At 52.3% G+C, this 16,650-nt stretch carries 11 protein-coding genes and 1 pseudogene; 6 read left to right on the top strand and 6 right to left on the bottom strand.

Annotated features, from left to right (window positions below; translation table 11 throughout):
• Window positions 1–193: 193 nt before the first annotated feature.
• Both H8K47_RS08920 and upp read right to left on the bottom strand, forming a co-directional pair.
• A complete protein-coding gene (locus tag H8K47_RS08920) occupies window positions 194–1,360 on the bottom strand; it encodes a methionine aminotransferase (RefSeq protein ID WP_186881054.1) in 1,167 nt (388 codons plus the stop codon).
• A gap of 49 nt (window positions 1,361–1,409) precedes the next feature.
• On the bottom strand, window positions 1,410–2,045 hold the full coding sequence (gene upp / locus H8K47_RS08915) for a uracil phosphoribosyltransferase (protein ID WP_408057878.1): 636 nt from the start codon (window positions 2,043–2,045) through the stop codon (window positions 1,410–1,412).
• Window positions 2,046–2,264: 219 nt separating this feature from the next.
• Here upp and H8K47_RS08910 point away from each other — a divergent pair, with 219 nt between their 5' ends.
• A complete protein-coding gene (locus tag H8K47_RS08910) occupies window positions 2,265–7,742 on the top strand; it encodes a hypothetical protein (RefSeq protein ID WP_186881052.1) in 5,478 nt (1,825 codons plus the stop codon).
• Between the two features lie 149 nt (window positions 7,743–7,891).
• Here H8K47_RS08910 and H8K47_RS08905 read toward each other — a convergent pair whose 3' ends face one another.
• The 3 genes and pseudogenes from H8K47_RS08905 to smpB all read right to left on the bottom strand — a co-directional run.
• Window positions 7,892–9,253 carry an ATP-binding protein gene (locus H8K47_RS08905; protein WP_186881051.1) on the bottom strand — a complete coding sequence of 454 codons (1,362 nt, stop codon included), beginning with the start codon at window positions 9,251–9,253 and terminating at the stop codon, window positions 7,892–7,894.
• A gap of 22 nt (window positions 9,254–9,275) precedes the next feature.
• On the bottom strand, window positions 9,276–10,046 hold the full coding sequence (gene ompR / locus H8K47_RS08900) for an osmolarity response regulator transcription factor OmpR (RefSeq protein WP_186881050.1): 771 nt from the start codon (window positions 10,044–10,046) through the stop codon (window positions 9,276–9,278).
• Between the two features lie 505 nt (window positions 10,047–10,551).
• A pseudogene (gene smpB / locus H8K47_RS08895) lies at window positions 10,552–11,010 on the bottom strand (SsrA-binding protein SmpB); the annotation flags it as partial.
• Between the two features lie 102 nt (window positions 11,011–11,112).
• Between smpB and H8K47_RS08890 the strand changes: the two are divergent.
• Entirely contained in the window at window positions 11,113–11,544 is a 432-nt protein-coding gene (locus H8K47_RS08890) for a type II toxin-antitoxin system RatA family toxin (RefSeq protein WP_186881048.1), read from the top strand.
• Complete coding sequence (locus H8K47_RS08885) at window positions 11,537–11,854, top strand: RnfH family protein (RefSeq protein ID WP_186881047.1); 318 nt, start codon at window positions 11,537–11,539, stop codon at window positions 11,852–11,854. Before H8K47_RS08890 ends, H8K47_RS08885 begins: the two co-directional genes overlap by 8 nt.
• A gap of 23 nt (window positions 11,855–11,877) precedes the next feature.
• Here the strand turns inward: H8K47_RS08885 and H8K47_RS08880 are convergent, their stop codons facing one another.
• Window positions 11,878–12,378, bottom strand: a complete 501-nt coding sequence (locus H8K47_RS08880) for a DUF4124 domain-containing protein (RefSeq protein ID WP_186881046.1) — start codon at window positions 12,376–12,378, stop codon at window positions 11,878–11,880.
• Window positions 12,379–12,487: 109 nt separating this feature from the next.
• Between H8K47_RS08880 and guaB the strand changes: the two genes are divergently transcribed.
• The 3 genes from guaB to guaA are packed head-to-tail and all read left to right on the top strand — an operon-like array spanning window position 12,488 to window position 16,620.
• Entirely contained in the window at window positions 12,488–13,948 is a 1,461-nt protein-coding gene (guaB, locus tag H8K47_RS08875; protein WP_186881045.1) for an IMP dehydrogenase, read from the top strand.
• A gap of 26 nt (window positions 13,949–13,974) precedes the next feature.
• Window positions 13,975–15,024 (top strand): sensor domain-containing diguanylate cyclase, encoded by a 1,050-nt coding sequence (locus H8K47_RS08870; protein WP_186881044.1) that lies wholly within the window; start codon window positions 13,975–13,977, stop codon window positions 15,022–15,024.
• A 3-nt stretch (window positions 15,025–15,027) separates the two neighbouring features.
• A complete protein-coding gene (guaA, locus tag H8K47_RS08865) occupies window positions 15,028–16,620 on the top strand; it encodes a glutamine-hydrolyzing GMP synthase (RefSeq protein WP_186881043.1) in 1,593 nt (530 codons plus the stop codon).
• Window positions 16,621–16,650: the final 30 nt, after the last annotated feature.

The raw sequence follows: 16,650 nt of genomic DNA, 5'->3' as shown, positions 1-16,650 counted from the left end.
TGTGCCGCCGACGCCGTCTTGGCGTATTGATTCCATCGTCCATCATGTACAAGTGTCCACTTATTAAGTGGACACGATCATCTACGCTTACGCACTTAACTTCAAGATGACTTCACCGGATGCTTACACACAAAGGGAGTACGCTTGCGTGTACTCCCTTTGGCGTTTCTATTACTTAATAGCTTGTTTTTGCTTAAAGTGTCTGAAGGCGTTGCAGCGCCTGTTCTAGGGTACTTTGACGTTTTGCAAAACAGAAGCGCACAACACCTGAGTCGGTTGGCTGTTGATAAAAAGCGCTCATAGGTATGCAGGCGACACCGGCTTTCTTCGTCATCCACTCGGCAAATTCTCTTTCAGGTAAGTCTGAAATATCCCGATAACGCACGCTTTGGAAATAGGTGCCATGACAAGGAAGCAGCTCAAAACGGGTTTGCTGTAATTTATGACGGAAATAATCGCGTTTTTCCTGGTAAAACGCAGGCAACTCCCAGTGTTGCCGCGAGTGCGACAGATGTTCGGCTAATGCGGCCTGCATCGGGGAGTTGACGGTAAATACATTGTATTGATGAACTTTGCGGAATTCAGCGCTCAACAGCTTGGGAGCTGCGATATAGCCGACTTTCCAACCCGTGACATGAAAAGTCTTACCAAAGCTGGACACAATCAGACTACGTGTTTTCAGCTCTGGGTCGCTCGCCATCGAAGCATGGATCTGGCCATCGAAAATAATGTGTTCATAGACTTCATCGGACAAAATCAAGATGCGACTATCTCTGACGCAGTCTTTGAGTGCCTGGATATCCTCCGTAGTCAACACAGTCCCGGTAGGATTATGCGGTGAATTCAGGATCAGCATCCGGGTTCTTGGCGTGATGGACTGTTTGACTTTATCCCAAGGGATGAAGTAACGATTGCCATCTAATTCCATTTGTACCGGTTTCGCAATGCCACCAGCCAGACGAATGGATGGCAGGTAACTATCATAAGCAGGTTCTATGATGATCACTTCATCGCCTGCGTGCACGAAAGTCAGGATGGCCGTCAACAGAGCCTGTGTGGCTCCCGCCGTTACCGTGATTTCGGACTCTGCATCATAGGCACTGTCATACGCCTTGTGAATTTTCTCTGCGATGGCGTTTCTGAGTGTTGGCAGTCCAGGCATAGGCGGATACTGATTGATTCCGGCTTGCATGGCAGCAGTGACGCGCTCGATCAGGGTAGGGTCGCAGTCAAAGTCAGGAAAGCCCTGTCCCAGATTGATAGCCTGATGCTGTTGCGACAATTTGGACATGACGGAAAAGATGGTGGTGACTTCACCTGGAAATTTCGAGTCACTCGAAGAGAATTGAAATTTTGACATGGTAGCGCGCATAAAAAAGCCCCGGCTGGCGGGGCTTAAATGACAAAGATTATTTGGTACCGAATAAGCGGTCGCCGGCATCACCGAGCCCAGGCACGATATAGCCATGCTCGTTCAGGTATTTATCGATGGAAGCGGTAATCACAGGCACGTCAGGATGCGCCTTTTGCATCACCTGAATACCTTCCGGTGCAGCTAACAGACAAACAAATTTAATCGTTTTTGCACCGCCCAGTTTCAGTCTTTCGATAGCGGCAGCGGCAGAGTTGCCCGTTGCCAGCATAGGATCAACCACAATGACCAGACGGTCAGCGATATCTTCCGGCACTTTATAGTAATACTCAACCGGTTCCAGGGTTTCAGGATCGCGGTACAGGCCGATATGGCCAACACGTGCGTTCGGAAGCAAGTCCAGCATGCCGTCCAAAATGCCATTACCGGCACGCAGCACCGAGATCACGCACAGTTTCTTACCGCTGATAGTTGGTGCATCAATGGTTTCTATCGGTGTTTCGATTTTAGTGAATTCTATAGGCAGGTCGCGCGTCACTTCATAGGCCAGCATCTGGCTGATTTCACGTAACAGACGGCGGAAATTATCTGTAGGCGTATCTTTACTACGCATCAGGGACAGTTTGTGCTGTACCAATGGATGCTTAATTTCTGTGACTAATTCATTCAAGATGATTCTCCTGCTAATTTGGGTGTGACCGCTATTTTACGTTGCTGTCAGGCTTTGTGGGAGAGCCACAGCAGAAATTGGATGCAACAATCATGAAATAGGGGGCTTTTCCCGCTTTACTCCAAGGATTGTTTAATTTTGCATCGCCGATAATTCTGATATGAGGTTTCACGCGCACGGGCCGGTGATGCGGAGACGCAAGGATATATTCAGGAGCGAAGCATGGATAACCAGTCACTGTTAAACAAATTTTCTTTGGGGGCTTATTCCCTCGATCGTCATGACGATACGAAGGAGGATTTGTTGTCGTCGCCTGATTTACTTGAGTCCAATTCCCGGATTGATGTCAAAGGTATCCGTGAAGCGATTGCCCGGGTTGAAGCGGAAGCACGCGCTACCGTTGCGACGGAATCCAGGTTGAAAGCAGAAGAGGCTGCACGCGAGTTAGCGCAAACCCGTGCACAGGCTGAAGCTGAGGCGGCGGAATTGGCGCAGGTTAAGTTGAAGCTGGAAGAGGAAGCTGCAAAACAAAGCCAGGCCAGGCTCATCGCTGAGAAGGAATCACAGGCAGCCAGTGCGGCACGTGCTGCTGCGCATGAGATGGAATCACGTGAATTACAGCAGCGCGCTGAAATGGAGCAACGTGCCCGTCAACAATCCGAATTGCGTCAGCGTTTAGAGCGCGAAGCACGTCAGCGTGCCGAACAAAAGTGGAAAGCTGAAGCTGAATTAAGCAGCAAAGCCCATGCCGAAGCCAGTCGCCTTGCTGAGCAAACGGAAGTCGCTAAAAGTTTTGCTGCTGAAAGGTTTGCCGCCTCAGAGAGTGCCCGTCAACAAGCCAGTGAACGTGCCCTGGCTGATGCAAAAATTGTGGAGCTTGCACGTGAACGCGAAAAGCATGACCGTGAAGCCCGTCAGCATGCAGAAATGCTGGCTAAGGTGCGCAATGAAACTTTACAGGCGAGTAAAGAGCGTGAGCAGGCGGAGGCAAAAGCACTGGAAGTCGCCATTAACCGCGCGCCGATGGAAATCCGTGCCCGTGAAGATGCACTGGCACGTCTGCAAATTGAACAAGAACACGAAGCGATCGCAAAGGCTCGTATGGAGTCTGAGCAGCGTGCTGCCGAGGCCATACAGATGCGTATGCAGGCAGAACAGGATTTGCGAACAGCAGCACAAAAACGTGAACAGGCAGAGTTGATAGCAGCAGCAACAGCACAGGCACGTAAAGATGCAGAGGAAAGAATCCGCCAGGTGACGGAATCCCGTATCCGTGCTGAGCGCGAATTGCAGAGCACCGCTTTATCCCGTATTGAAAATGAACAGCAAGCTGACGCTCAGGCACGTGAGCGCCTCGCGGCAGAAGCGGCAGCAACGGAGGAAGCCCGATTGCGCCGGATTGCAGAGCAGGAAGCCACTGCATTGGCACAACAAAGAGTCGCAGAAGAAAAGCGTGCAGCTGAGCTGGCTAAAGAGCGTATAGACATAGAGCGTCAGGCAGTACAGCTGGCGCGAGAACAGGCCGATGCAGAACAGCAGGCACTGAGTACTTCAGCGTTCCAGGCGGAATTGCTCAAGCGCGCTCAGGCCGCATCAGAAGTAAAAGCACAAAAAGCAGCCGAATTGCTGCAAGCCGAGCAACTGCGGGCTGAGGCTGAGCAAAAAGCAGCGCTAGCACTTGAGGAGAAACTACAGGCAGAGCGCGAGAAAACACAGCAAGCTCAAGTCCTGATACAGGCTGAGCGCGAACATACCGAGCTCTTGCGTATGCAGGAAGAAGTAGCACGGGCAGCCAGTTTAGCGCAGGAAAGCGAAATGATCGCCGAACGGATAGCGCTGGAAAAAGCGATGAAACAGGCGGAGCTGCAGCAGCGCCGTGCCGAAATGATGGCAAAGAAAACCCGCGACGCAGATGAGCTGCTGCGCGTTCAGGAACAATTGGCAAACGATGAGGCGAAAGCGATGGCATTGCTGGACGAAAAACTGGATGCAGAACGTCGTCGCGCAGTAGCGGTACAGGCGATGTTAGCGGCGGCAGAAGAGAAACTGGCGCTGGAGCAAGCGGCACGTGAAGAGGCTGAAGCCGCCCGTTTTGCAGAGGAACAGGCCAAGGCTGCCGCGGTGGCGCGGGAAATAGCAGAGCGGGCTGCACGCCAGGCCTCGGAAGAACAGGCGGTGGTTCAGCAACTGGCATTGCTTGAAGCCGAAAAGCAAAAAGAGATACAGCTGCAGGCAATGCAGTTCGCAGCTTTACAACAGCAGCAAGCTGCTGAACTGACTAAAGCAGAGCAAATCCGTACTCAGGCAGAGCAACAAGCGGCCAATCTGGCTCAGGAAAAATTAGAAGCAGAAAAACTGACTGCAGAAGAAATCATCGCACGTGCCTGCGCTGACCGTGAGCATGTCAGCGTTCTGCAGGCGCGTCAGCAGCAAGAGCAGGAAGCCCGCATCGCGCGTCAGGCCATGATAGAAGCGGAACAGCAACGCCTGATCAAAATCCAGGAGCATGCGGATCTGCAAAAGCAAGCGGCACAGGATGCAAAAGAAAAAGTTCAGCAAGCCGAGCAATTAGGAAAGACGCTGCGTTTACGCGCTGAAGCAGAAAAGAAAGCCCTGACACTGGTACAGGAAAAACTGGCTGCGGAACAGCAACTGGCTGCTGAATTGGCAGAAAAAGCCCGCCTCGAAGAAGCTGAAAAAAACGAACACCTGGCACGTTTGCAAGCAGAACAGGCTATGCGTGAAGCCTTAGAGCTCAAACTGGCCCAGGAAAAGCAATTGCATGAAGAGTTGGCTGCGAAAGCCCAGGCTGAGCAGACTGCGGCAAGTGCGGCAGAACAAAGAGTGAAGGCTGCCAGCCGCGCCAAGCGTTTAGAACAGGAAAAGGCACAATCACAATTGGCTGCGGCTGCGGCATTGGAAGAGCAGGCACGTTTGGCAGAACAGGCGGCGCTCGCTGCGAAAGTAGCAGAGCAGGCCGCAACCGAGAAGCTGCATGCTGAGCAGCAGGCAAATGCTGCCGCACAGTGCCGTGCTCAGGCCGAGCAGGCACAAGCCCGCGCTGCGGCTGAGCGCGCTGTGGCTGAGACAGAAGCGCAAACCATGGCACAGGCTAAGCTGGAAGCGGAAATCGCATTGCAGCAGCAGGCCAAATCCTATGCCGCCAGTCAGGTCAAGGCGCACCAGTTGGTGCAAGAGAAAAACCGTCGCCTCGCTGAACTGGAACAGGCAGTTGCTCAGCGTGTAGAGCAAGAATCTGCGCTGCTGATGACCACAGAATCACGCGTACTGGCTGAACAGCAGGCACAGTCTGAGGCTCAGGCAAAATTGCAACAAGAACAGCTGGCACTGCGTTTTGCGCAAGCCAATGCTGATGCTGAACGTATTGCACATGCCGCCGCTGCGGCTACATGTGCAGCCGAACAGGCTCTGCATCAGGAGCTGGCGGCTCATGCAGAAGCCCAACAACTGACCGCGCATCTGGTTGCTCAGCGCTTGCAGGCCGAGGCGCAATTGCGCGTGCTGGAGCAGCAACGCGCCGAGGCTGAGCAGGCATTGGTAGTGACCCTTCAGCAAAAACAAGAGGCGGAACAGGCGCTGTTGAATGAGGCAGTCAGCCGCCAACAGGCGGAAGCTGAGCAACAAGCTCTCGCGCAGCAACGTCTGCAGGCGGAACAGGAGGCTAGGCATGCCGCAGACACGGTCAATGCGGCTGAAAAACGTTGGTTACAAGAGTCTGCAGAAGAGGCGTTGATTAAGCGTGAAGCTGCCGCCGCTTTAGAAAAAAAATCGGCACTGCTGGCCGCGTCTGCCCAAGCTGAGCAGGCACGTCTGCATACAGAGCAGGCTTTGAGTATTGAGTTGGCCGCCAAACTGGCTTTTCAGGAGCAAGAGCTGGCGTTGCAACAAGCGATGCTGGCAGCAGAAGAAAAAGCCCGCGAACTGGCAGTGCAACGTCAATTGCTGGCACAGGATGCAGAACTCGCCGCTCAGGCGCAGTTACAGACAGAGCAGACTTTGTTTGCACAATCCAGTCAACATGCACAGGCACAGAAGCTGGCAAGTCAGGCTTTGGAAGCACGTGTGGCAGAGGCACAAAAGCTGCTGGAGGTGGAGAATCAGCGTGCAGCTGCAGAGGCCAATACGTTGGTGTTGATACGTGAAAAACTGCAGGCTGAGCAAATTGCCGCCGCCGCCGCTGTCGCGACCGAGCAGGCTGAGCAAGCGTATCTGCTGGCCGCACAAGAACGTGCGAAAGCTGAGCAGGAAGCTGCAGTAGCGATGCAGGCTAAAGCAGAGGCTGAGCAGGATGCAGTACGTTTCGCTGCACTGCATGCAGAAACCGAATTGGAAGCCAGTCGTCTCGCGCAAGTAAAAGCAGAGGAAATGCTGACATTGCAAAAACTGGCGGCAGAACGGGCTCAAGCGGAACAGCAGGAATTACTGAGGCTGGCTGAACATCAGCAACTGGAGCAGCAAACCATCGCCCTCAAAAACCAGGCTTTGCAGGTGATCGATGCGAAAATGCAGGCGGAAGCAGCATTGGTACATGTGGCGCAAGAACGTCTGCAATCTGAGGAGCAGTTAGCAAAAGACAGCCAGCAGCGTTTGCAGTTGCAGCAGGAGGCGATGCAGGCTGCCCAGCAGAAACTGGAGTTGGAAGAGCAATTAGATGTGACCTTGCGCTCTAAACTGGCAGAAGACAATCTGGCCAGTATCGCTTTGCAGGAACGTTGCGTTGCTGAACAGCGTTTAATGGAACTGGCTTGTGCAAGGCGCGAAAAAGAACAGACGCTGGCTGCTCAGCTGGCAAGTCAGCTTGTTAAGGAGCAGGCGGCACTGCAAGAGCTGGAGCAACAGGAGTATGAACAAGAGCAGCAACAAGCTGCATTTGCAGATCTGATTTTGCGCAGAAGAGAAGAGCGTAAGGCGGCGAAACTGGCACTGGAACAGGCTCGTGAGCAGGAACTGGCGCTGAGCGCTGAAGAGCAGTCTTTGCAGGAATTGCTGGCAGCGCAGGCTGTGCAAAGTGAGAAACTGAGCGCATTACGCGCACAACAAGCCCAGCAGTTGGCTACCTTGCAAGCACAATGGGCGCAGGAAGAGCAAACACTGCAGGCAGCAGCACAGGAAGAGCAGCAGCAACTCGCCCACGAACATCAGGCCGCGGAAGAATTAGCACAGACACTGATACAGCGCTTGCGTGATCAGCGTCAGCACCATGTGGTATGGCGCGAACAGGTACAGCAGGTATTGGAGTCGGCGCCTGTGACGCTGGACGCGGAATTTGCTTCGTCACAGCCAGCTACCCCGGTTGGACTGCGTTTGCGCCCATCTATTCTGGCCGGTCTGATGTTGTGCGCCGGGATGATCGGTGCTGCCGGGTTCTCTCAATTGCTTCCCTTGGTACACGCTTCGGGGCAAGTGACTGGCGCCGTCGAGGGCAAGCAGGCAGCAACAGTTCAACAGTTGCAAGCGCAAACGGAATACGCTTCAACCCATCAGCTGTCGGCTCAGGCCTTAGCTTCAGTGGTCAATTCATCTGGAACTCAGGCGGTGAAGGTCACTGCAACGGGTTTGCAACTGAGCTATCAACTGGGAGGGACTGCGGAGAAAAACAAGATCGCAGATCGCGAAGAGGCGGCAACGCAGGCTTCTGAGGCCGATACGACACAGCTGGCCATGGTAAAGACCAAATAAGTAGCGGCGGTTTGCAGATGAAAACCGGTGGTTATCCCACCGGTTTTTTATTGTTCAAACAGCTGATAGGCAGCTGTTTGTGTGGATGAATACAGATTGTCTTAGGCTGACCCTGAGGTTTATTCAGGGCTATTCAGGACTATTTGGGCTTATTCGGGTTTATATTCCGGGAAGATCATGACAGCGACAAAGCCACGGTCTTCATGGTTATAAATACGTAAGCGACCGCGGTGGCGTTTGATGATGCGATCAACAATTGCCAGCCCTAAGCCCGATCCGTTCGCCTGACTGCGTGACGCATCGGCACGCGTAAATGGGCGCAACAGCCGGTTCATATCCTCGACAGGTGCACCGTCTCCATAGTCGCGGAAGCTGATCAGTATGCCTTGTTTTTTTCCTTTAGTTTTCCGGCTGCATTGTACTTCTACAATGGTCGATATCTTGTCAGGATTTTTGCCGTAGCGGCTCGCGTTTTCTATTAGGTTAGAAAACATGCGGTGCAACTCAGTCGCGTTGCCCAGCATGAGCTGTCCCGGTGCAATATCGCTACGAATTTGTAAGTGATTGACCCTGGCGTATTCTGATATGACCTGTACCAGTAAATCGCTGATGTTGATCGCAGTGAAGCCATGGCTATCCAGTGGTTTTGCGTAATCCAGAAACTGATTGATGATGGCATCCATTTGGCTCAGATCAGATTGCATGCCTAGGCGGGCATGCTGATCCAGATTCGACATTTCCACTTCCAGCTGCATCCTGGCCAATGGGGTGCGCAGATCATGGGAGATCCCGGCCAGAATGATAGTGCGGTCTGTTTCTATGCGCGCGAGATCTTCTACCATGCTGTTAAAGCTGGCATTGGTTTCCCTGATTTCTTTGGGCCCCAGCTCTGGCAAGGGGTCTGGCTGCTTACCCTGAGCCAGTAAGCGTGCAGCATGACTGACCCGAGATAAAGGGTCATTGATTAGCTTGGAAATCACCGCTGCTCCCAGTAAGGTCAATATCAGCGAGGCGGTGGCCCAACTGATCACCGGCAGCGTCATCGGTGGTTCTATGCGATCGGTATCCAGCCTGAGCCAGTATTGTTCGTCGTCGATATCAAAGCTGATCCAGAATCCCTTGATATCGTTAACTGATTTAGCAAAACGGGTGGAGCTGCTGAGCTTGACGCGCAGCATTTGACTCAATTCACTGAAAAAAGCGGTATTTTCCTGAACTTCGACTTTATCGTGCTCGCTGACCAGATGGATTCGTATTCCCTCTTCATGTGCCAGGTCCAGCAGCAGTTCACGCCGGGTCTCGGGAACAGAGTGGGTGAGGGCGGCACGTGTGATAGTGACGATAGAAACCACCTGAGAGCTCAGTTGCTGCGCTCTGGGCGTGCGCTCCAGACTGCGGAAACTGACAAACCAGACTATCATGCTGGTCATGACTAACATGGCCAGCATGATAAATGTGCGCCAGAACAGGCCGCTGCGCAACCACTCGGGGCTGTTTAAATAGGATTGCATTGCAGGCGGCTAAGTACGCAACTTAGTTTTTCTGACCATCAGGAATGAACACATAGCCCAGTCCCCAAACCGTCTGGATGTAAAGCGGACTGGATGGGTCAGGTTCTATCAGCTTGCGCAGGCGGGAAATCTGTACATCCAGGCTACGGTCGAAGACCTCATATTCACGTCCGCGCGCGAGTTCCATTAACTTTTCTCTGGACATGGGCTGACGTGCATGGCGGGCAAATACTTTTAAAACTGAAAATTCACCCGTGGTCAGTGAAATCGTTTCATTATTCTTTTTCAGCGTACGGGTACCCAAATCGAGTACAAATTCGCCAAAACTGAACGTTTGTGGACCGTCTGAGGGTGCGCCCGGCAGTTCGTCCGGCACTTTTCTGCGTAATACGGCATTAATACGTGCTACCAGTTCACGGGGATTAAAAGGCTTAGGCAGGTAATCATCTGCGCCCATTTCCAAACCGATGATGCGGTCAACTTCTTCCCCTTTTGCGGTCAGCATAATGATTGGGGTTTGATCGCCGCCGCCGCGTAAACGCCGGCAAATGGCCAGTCCATCTTCACCGGGCAGCATCAGATCAAGTACCAGCATGTCGTAACGCTCACGCATCCAGAGCTTATTCATTACCTGGGCATTTTCAGCGCCGACGACATAAAAGCCTTGTTCAGTCAGATAGCGGCGCAGCAGTTCGCGCAGACGTAAGTCATCGTCGACGACCAGAATTTTGGCTTTGGGTGGATTGCTCACTGGGTTAGAGCTGGAGTCACTGTTTATGTTGAGATTATTCATAGCCCGTATGGTACTTGCATCACTGTGGCTTGAAAACCGTTAGCCCAATCTGCTTACAGAAAGTTACACAGTTTACCGGCCATTAGCCTGACATTGTTAGCATTTAAGTTACTTGCTGATTAAAGTTGACGATCCGCAGCGAAGCAGCCACGTGGGCTAAGATAAGCGAGGTATCGTATTGGCACTGTATACCGCGCTTAAAGGTATAAGCAAGTTTTTGTTGAGTGACTTCATATCGTCGTGGTGTGCAATCTGCTTTGCCGACCGCCACAATGAATACGGCACGATAACGGGATATTCAATGCTGGCATTCCCACGGGGCTTGGTCCATGCGAGCAAAGCGATTGCACGTCCGATTAAGCTAGAGGTTGCGTTTCCGTATCGTCTATCTCAGCGATGTCTTAGCGCCGGGTGAGCGGGTTCGCTCAAATTTAAACCTATAGACTGTACCCACTTATCTGCGCCTGATTGGCGACAGTATCCATGTTGCATCCGGTCCTGTTGATTAGCGACGATGTTGCTTCATGATTTTTTGTTGTTCACGCTGCCAGTCGCGTTCTTTTTCGGAGTCGCGTTTGTCATGTTGCTTCTTACCTTTGGCGAGGCCGATCTGGCATTTGATGCGGCCTTTGCTGAAGTGCATATTCAGCGGAACCATGGTGTATCCGGAGCGCTCGACTTTGCCGATTAATTTACTGATTTCTGCTGCGTGCAACAGCAGCTTACGGGTACGCACTGAGTCTGGGTGTATGTGGGTGGACGCTGTCGGTAAGGCGCCAATATGGGCGCCGAACAGGTAAATTTCACTGTCGCGCACAATCACATAGGCTTCTTTTAACTGCAATCTGCCAGCGCGGATCGCTTTGACTTCCCAGCCTTGTAATACAACGCCAGCCTCATACTGTTCCTCGATAAAGTAATCGTGGAAGGCTTTTCTATTATCAGCAATACTCATTGATCGTGGTTTTTCTTGATGTCGCCGTCACAGAAATGGCCTCGGCGATTTCGATATGGTGATGACTCGGTTAAAATGCGAACCTGTGATTCTACCAAATGGTTTCCTTAGATGGCAGTTGTACATAAAACAGTTTTCATCGGCTTTAGTGCCGCCCAGATGTTTGCACTGGTTGACGAGGTGGAAAAATATCCGGAATTTCTGCCTTGGTGTGGTGGCGTGAGTGTCGCCGAAAGAACGTCGACCGGCCTGACTGCGACTTTATCGATCAATTATCACGGCATTCGCCAAAGTTTTACCACGCAAAACATGAATCAGCCGCCGCACAGCATGCAAATGACCTTGCTGGAGGGACCGTTCCGGCAATTGTGTGGTCAATGGAAGTTTACTGAATTGCGCGCAGATGCCTGCAAAATTGAGTTTGATCTCAATTACGAGTTCTCCAGTAAATTGCTGGAACATTTAATTGGTCCGGTGTTTGGTAAAATTGCCAATAGTTTTGTCGATTGTTTTTGCGCGCGCGCGGAGGTGGTGTATGCCTGATGCAGTCGCAGAGCCTGTGATTAGCGTGCAAATCGTCTACGCAGATCAGAAAAGCATTGTCCGTGCGCAGGCGACACTGGCTCCAACGGCGACTGTGCATGAGGCGATACTTAAAAGTGGCATCATACAGACATGTCCCGCCATTGATATCAGTGTGCTCAAAGTCGGCGTGTTCGGTAAGTTAAAGCCGCTGGATGCTGCTTTGCATGATGGGGACCGGATAGAAATTTACCGGCCCTTATCTGCAGATCCGATGGAGGCGCGCCGGCGTCGTGCTAAAAAGCAGGCGCGCCAGTCTGCTTCAGGCTGAAGTGGTGATTTGAGTGCAACGCATTACTGGCAACCGGCAGTTGCCTTTTTTGTATCTGCGATTTCTTTGGCTCTTTGCGCGTCGTCCATATAATTCCGTTCGCCGTTTTTATCTGTTGTAGCGACTCTTACGCCGGATTCCAGGGTTTTTTGGTAAGTCTTGGCACGCTCGCAGTTTTTGCTTTTGTCGGAAGCTGCTTGCTGGTCTTCAGCGGCTTTTTTATCTTTTTCAGCCTGTTCGGCACGACGCTTGTTAAAGTCTTCATTGCGCGATGCGGTGGTGGCTGGTTTGTTCGCTGAGGCTGCTGCGGTGCCGGCTTCTTTGGCCGGAGCTGCAGGCTCATTGGATTCGACAGATTTTCCCGGTGTTTTCAGTATGCGATTTTTTGGCACGGAGGCGGGCGGGGCCGTATCGGAGTACTGCTTATTGCCTTTATCATCCACCCATACGTACTGCGCCAGTGCATGACCGGTGATGCCAAGGGCGAAAAGGGCGGCGATAATGTGTAGCGGACGACGTAACATAGCGGACTCTCTGATAAACGGCCAATAAAAAGATACGTGAGTTTTACACGTCTGCAGACGAGTTCGCAAGTTTTCTGTATAATTCACTTTTGCGCCTATAGGAAATACTATGCGTTTACTCCAAAAAGCACTCACGTTCGATGACGTGCTACTCGTTCCAGCTTACTCGAACATCCTCCCTAAAGACACTTCTCTTGCGACGAAACTGACGCGCAATATTCATTTGAATATTCCGTTGGTGTCGGCAGCTATGGACACAGTGACCGAAGCCAGACTGGCAATTGCTATGGCACAGGAAGGCGGTATCGGTATCGTCCATAAAAACCTCACGGCTAAAGAGCAGGCTCGCGAAGTTGCGAAGGTCAAGCGCTTTGAGTCCGGTGTGTTGCGTGATCCGATCACGATCCCACCGAACATGAAAATCCGCGAAGTGATCGCCTTGTCCCAGCAATATGGGATCAGTGGCTTCCCTGTAGTGGAAGGCAATACTGTGGTGGGTATCATCACTAACCGCGATTTACGTTTCGAGGAAGAACTCGATGCGGAAGCACGTTCCAAAATGACGCCGCGTGAAAAACTGGTCTGCGTGAATGAAACGGCTGACTTGTCCGAAGCCAAGCGTCTGATGAATAAGCACCGCCTGGAGCGTGTACTGGTGGTCAATGACAGCTTTGAATTGCGTGGTCTGATCACCGTCAAAGATATACAAAAATCGACTGAACATCCTTTCGCGTCCAAAGATGTACACGGTAAGTTGCGTGTCGGTGCTGCTGTCGGTGTCGGTCCGGATAATGAAGAACGTATCGACTTGCTGGCGAAAGCAGGCGTCGATGTGATCGTGGTTGATACCGCACATGGTCACTCCAAGGGCGTGCTGGATCGCGTGCGTTGGGTCAAGGATAACTACCCGCATATCGAAGTCATCGGCGGCAATATCGCAACTGCGGCAGCAGCGCTGGCGCTGGTTGAGCATGGTGCAGATGCGGTGAAAGTCGGTATTGGTCCTGGTTCTATCTGTACTACCCGTATCGTGGCTGGTGTTGGTGTGCCGCAGATTTCTGCGATTGCCAATGTCGCAAATGCACTTAAAGGCACAGGCGTTCCTTGTATCGCTGACGGTGGTGTGCGTTTTTCCGGCGACGTAGCAAAAGCGCTGGCGGCCGGTGCGTCGACAGTCATGATGGGCAGTATGTTTGCCGGTACTGAAGAAGCGCCGGGCGAAGTCATCCTGTTCCAGGGCCGCAGCTACAAATCCTATCGTGGCATGGGTAGTCTGGGCGCGATGTCCGATGGTTCTGCAGACCGTTATTTCCAGGACGCTGCCAATAATGCAGATAAGCTGGTTCCGGAAGGTATTGAAGGTCGTGTGCCTTACAAAGGCAGTGTATTAGCCATCCTGTATCAACTGGTTGGCGGTGTACGCTCCTCGATGGGTTACTGTGGTTGCGGCTCTATTGATGACTTACATACCAAGGCAGAATTTGTAGAAATCACTTCGGCCGGTATGCGTGAATCGCATGTGCATGATGTACAAATCACCAAGGAAGCTCCGAACTATCGCGCTGACTAATCATCAGTGAACCAGAGGGAGGAAGCATGTCTGCAAGTGTAGGGGGATTTCATTCGACGGGCATACGACAGCTGCAAGCAGGTGTTGAACGTTTGACGAGTGAAAAATTCGACACCAGGATTGCCCGTTTTGAGCGCCTGGGACTGCAGCTGTTTTCTGTGGCCAATTGCTTTGTCAGTTTTGGTCAGCTCTCTGGACGTTCCGGTGGCAATGAGAAGTCCATCACAGAGATGGAGGCCTTGTTTTGCGACGGGATTCCTTGCACGGATGAGATACTCGTGATACCGGATCTCAATCATCATCCTGAATTCGCGCAAAGCCGCTTCGTTGCAGGGCCGCCGTTTATTCGCTTCTTCGCATCGCACCCGGTCTATGCACAGGACGGGCAATTAGCGGGATGTTTGCGCCTGGTTGATTATCAACCTCGCCAGTTGGATGAGTCACAGCGCCTGCTGCTGACAGATCTGGCGGCGCTGATTGAGAACGAGCTGGCACTGGGTGTCATGCTGCAGACACATAACGAGCTGCTCAAGCAAAACCGGGTTCTGAAGCGTGAAGCCATGATCGACCCTTTGCTGGGAACCTGGAATAAGAGTGCGATTATCCGTTCTCTGAGTATAGAAATGGAACGTTGCGCCAAGGCGCAGAAGCCCTTGTCGCTACTATTCGCTTATCCGGATCAGATTGATCATATCCGCGCCGCGTATGGTCTTGCGGCGACAGATCAGTTATTGATACGGGTCGTCAGCCGGGTACGTTCCTGTATCCGTCCGTTTGATGCACTGGGGCGGTTTGGCTCGGATCAGTTGCTGATCGTATTACCAGGCGCCTCGCATCTGGTTGCGTTTGCTGTTGCGGAACGTATTCGTATCGCAGTAATGGCGCATCCGGAATGGGTGGGCGACGCAGAAAAAAATTTGACGGTCTGTAGCGGGGTGGTGTCAACCGACACTTTTCCTGAAGCAGATCCAGAAGCCTTGATCAGCCTTGCTGAAAAAGCCCTGCTCTCTGCGAGGACAGCAGGAAACAATAGTGTTGTACAGGCAGCGCCCGCACAACCAGACATGATTATTTGAATTATGCACTCCAAAATACTGATACTTGATTTCGGTTCGCAAGTTACACAACTGATCGCCCGTCGTGTGCGCGATGCCGGTGTGTTTTCTGAAGTTCATCCTTACGATGTCAGTGATGAATTCATTAAAAATTATGGCGCAGCCGGGATTATTCTGTCCGGTGGCCCAAACAGCGTGACAGAAGGCGACACGCCACGTGCGCCGCTGGCGGTGTTTGAGGCTGGTGTGCCGGTGCTGGGTATCTGCTACGGTATGCAAACCATGGCCGAACAGTTGGGTGGTAAAGTCGAAAATGGTCTGGTACGCGAATTTGGCTACGCTGAAGTCCGTGCACGCAGCCATACCGCTTTACTCAAAGATATTCATGATTTTGTGACGCCGGAAGGCCATGGCATGCTCAAAGTCTGGATGAGTCACGGCGACAAGGTCAATGAAATGCCGCCCGGCTTCAAACTGATGGCGTCGACCGATAATTGCCCGATTGCGGCGATGGCTGATGAAGAGCGTCGTTTCTATGCGGTTCAGTTCCATCCTGAAGTCACGCACACGGTGCAGGGTGAAGCCATCATCGGTCGCTTTGTGCATGAAATCTGCGGCTGCCAGTCCGACTGGAATATGCCTGACTATATCGCCGAAGCAGTGGCAGCTATCCGTACCCAGGTTGGCAGTGATGAAGTGATACTTGGCCTGTCCGGCGGTGTTGACAGCAGTGTGGCTGCGGCATTGATTCATCGCGCCATCGGTGATCAGCTGACTTGCGTATTCGTCGATCATGGCCTGTTGCGCCAGGACGAAGGCAAGATGGTCATGGAAATGTTCGCCAATAATCTGGGTGTGAAAGTGATCCATGTCGATGCGACTGCACAGTTCATGGGCCATCTGGCCGGTGTTACCGATCCTGAAGCTAAGCGCAAAATCATCGGTCGTGAATTTGTTGAAGTATTCCAGGCCGAATCTGCCAAACTCAGCAATGCAAAATGGTTGGCGCAGGGCACGATTTATCCGGACGTGATCGAAAGCGCCGGTAAAGGTAAAAAGGGTTCGCATACCATCAAGAGCCACCATAACGTCGGTGGTTTGCCAGATACCCTGAACCTGAAACTGCTGGAACCACTGCGTGAACTGTTTAAGGACGAAGTCCGTAAGCTGGGCGTTGCGCTGGGTCTGCCACACGGCATGGTGTATCGCCATCCTTTCCCTGGCCCTGGCCTGGGTGTGCGCATTTTGGGTGAAGTCAAAAAAGAATTCGCCGACCTGCTGCGCAAAGCCGATGCGATTTTTATCGAAGAATTGCGCACGAATTTCGTTGACCCTAACGCAGAAAAACCAGTCAGCTGGTACGACGCGACCAGCCAGGCATTTGCCGTTTTCTTGCCAGTTAAATCGGTAGGCGTGATGGGCGATGGCCGTACCTATGACTACGTAGTTGCATTACGTGCCGTGCAAACCCAGGACTTCATGACCGCCCACTGGGCCCATCTGCCTCACGAATTATTAGGCAAGGTTTCCAACCGGATTATCAACGAAGTACGCGGCATCAACCGCGTGGTTTACGATATCTCTGGCAAACCACCAGCAACGATAGAGTGGGAGTGAGGCTGTTTTTTAACCCATTGATTCTATTGG

Origin of the sequence: Cognatundibacterium rugosum (assembly GCF_014284365.1) — a bacterium.
In the GTDB taxonomy this organism is placed as follows: domain Bacteria; phylum Pseudomonadota; class Gammaproteobacteria; order Burkholderiales; family Burkholderiaceae_D; genus Undibacterium; species Undibacterium rugosum.
This window is presented reverse-complemented; position numbering and strand designations above follow the sequence as displayed.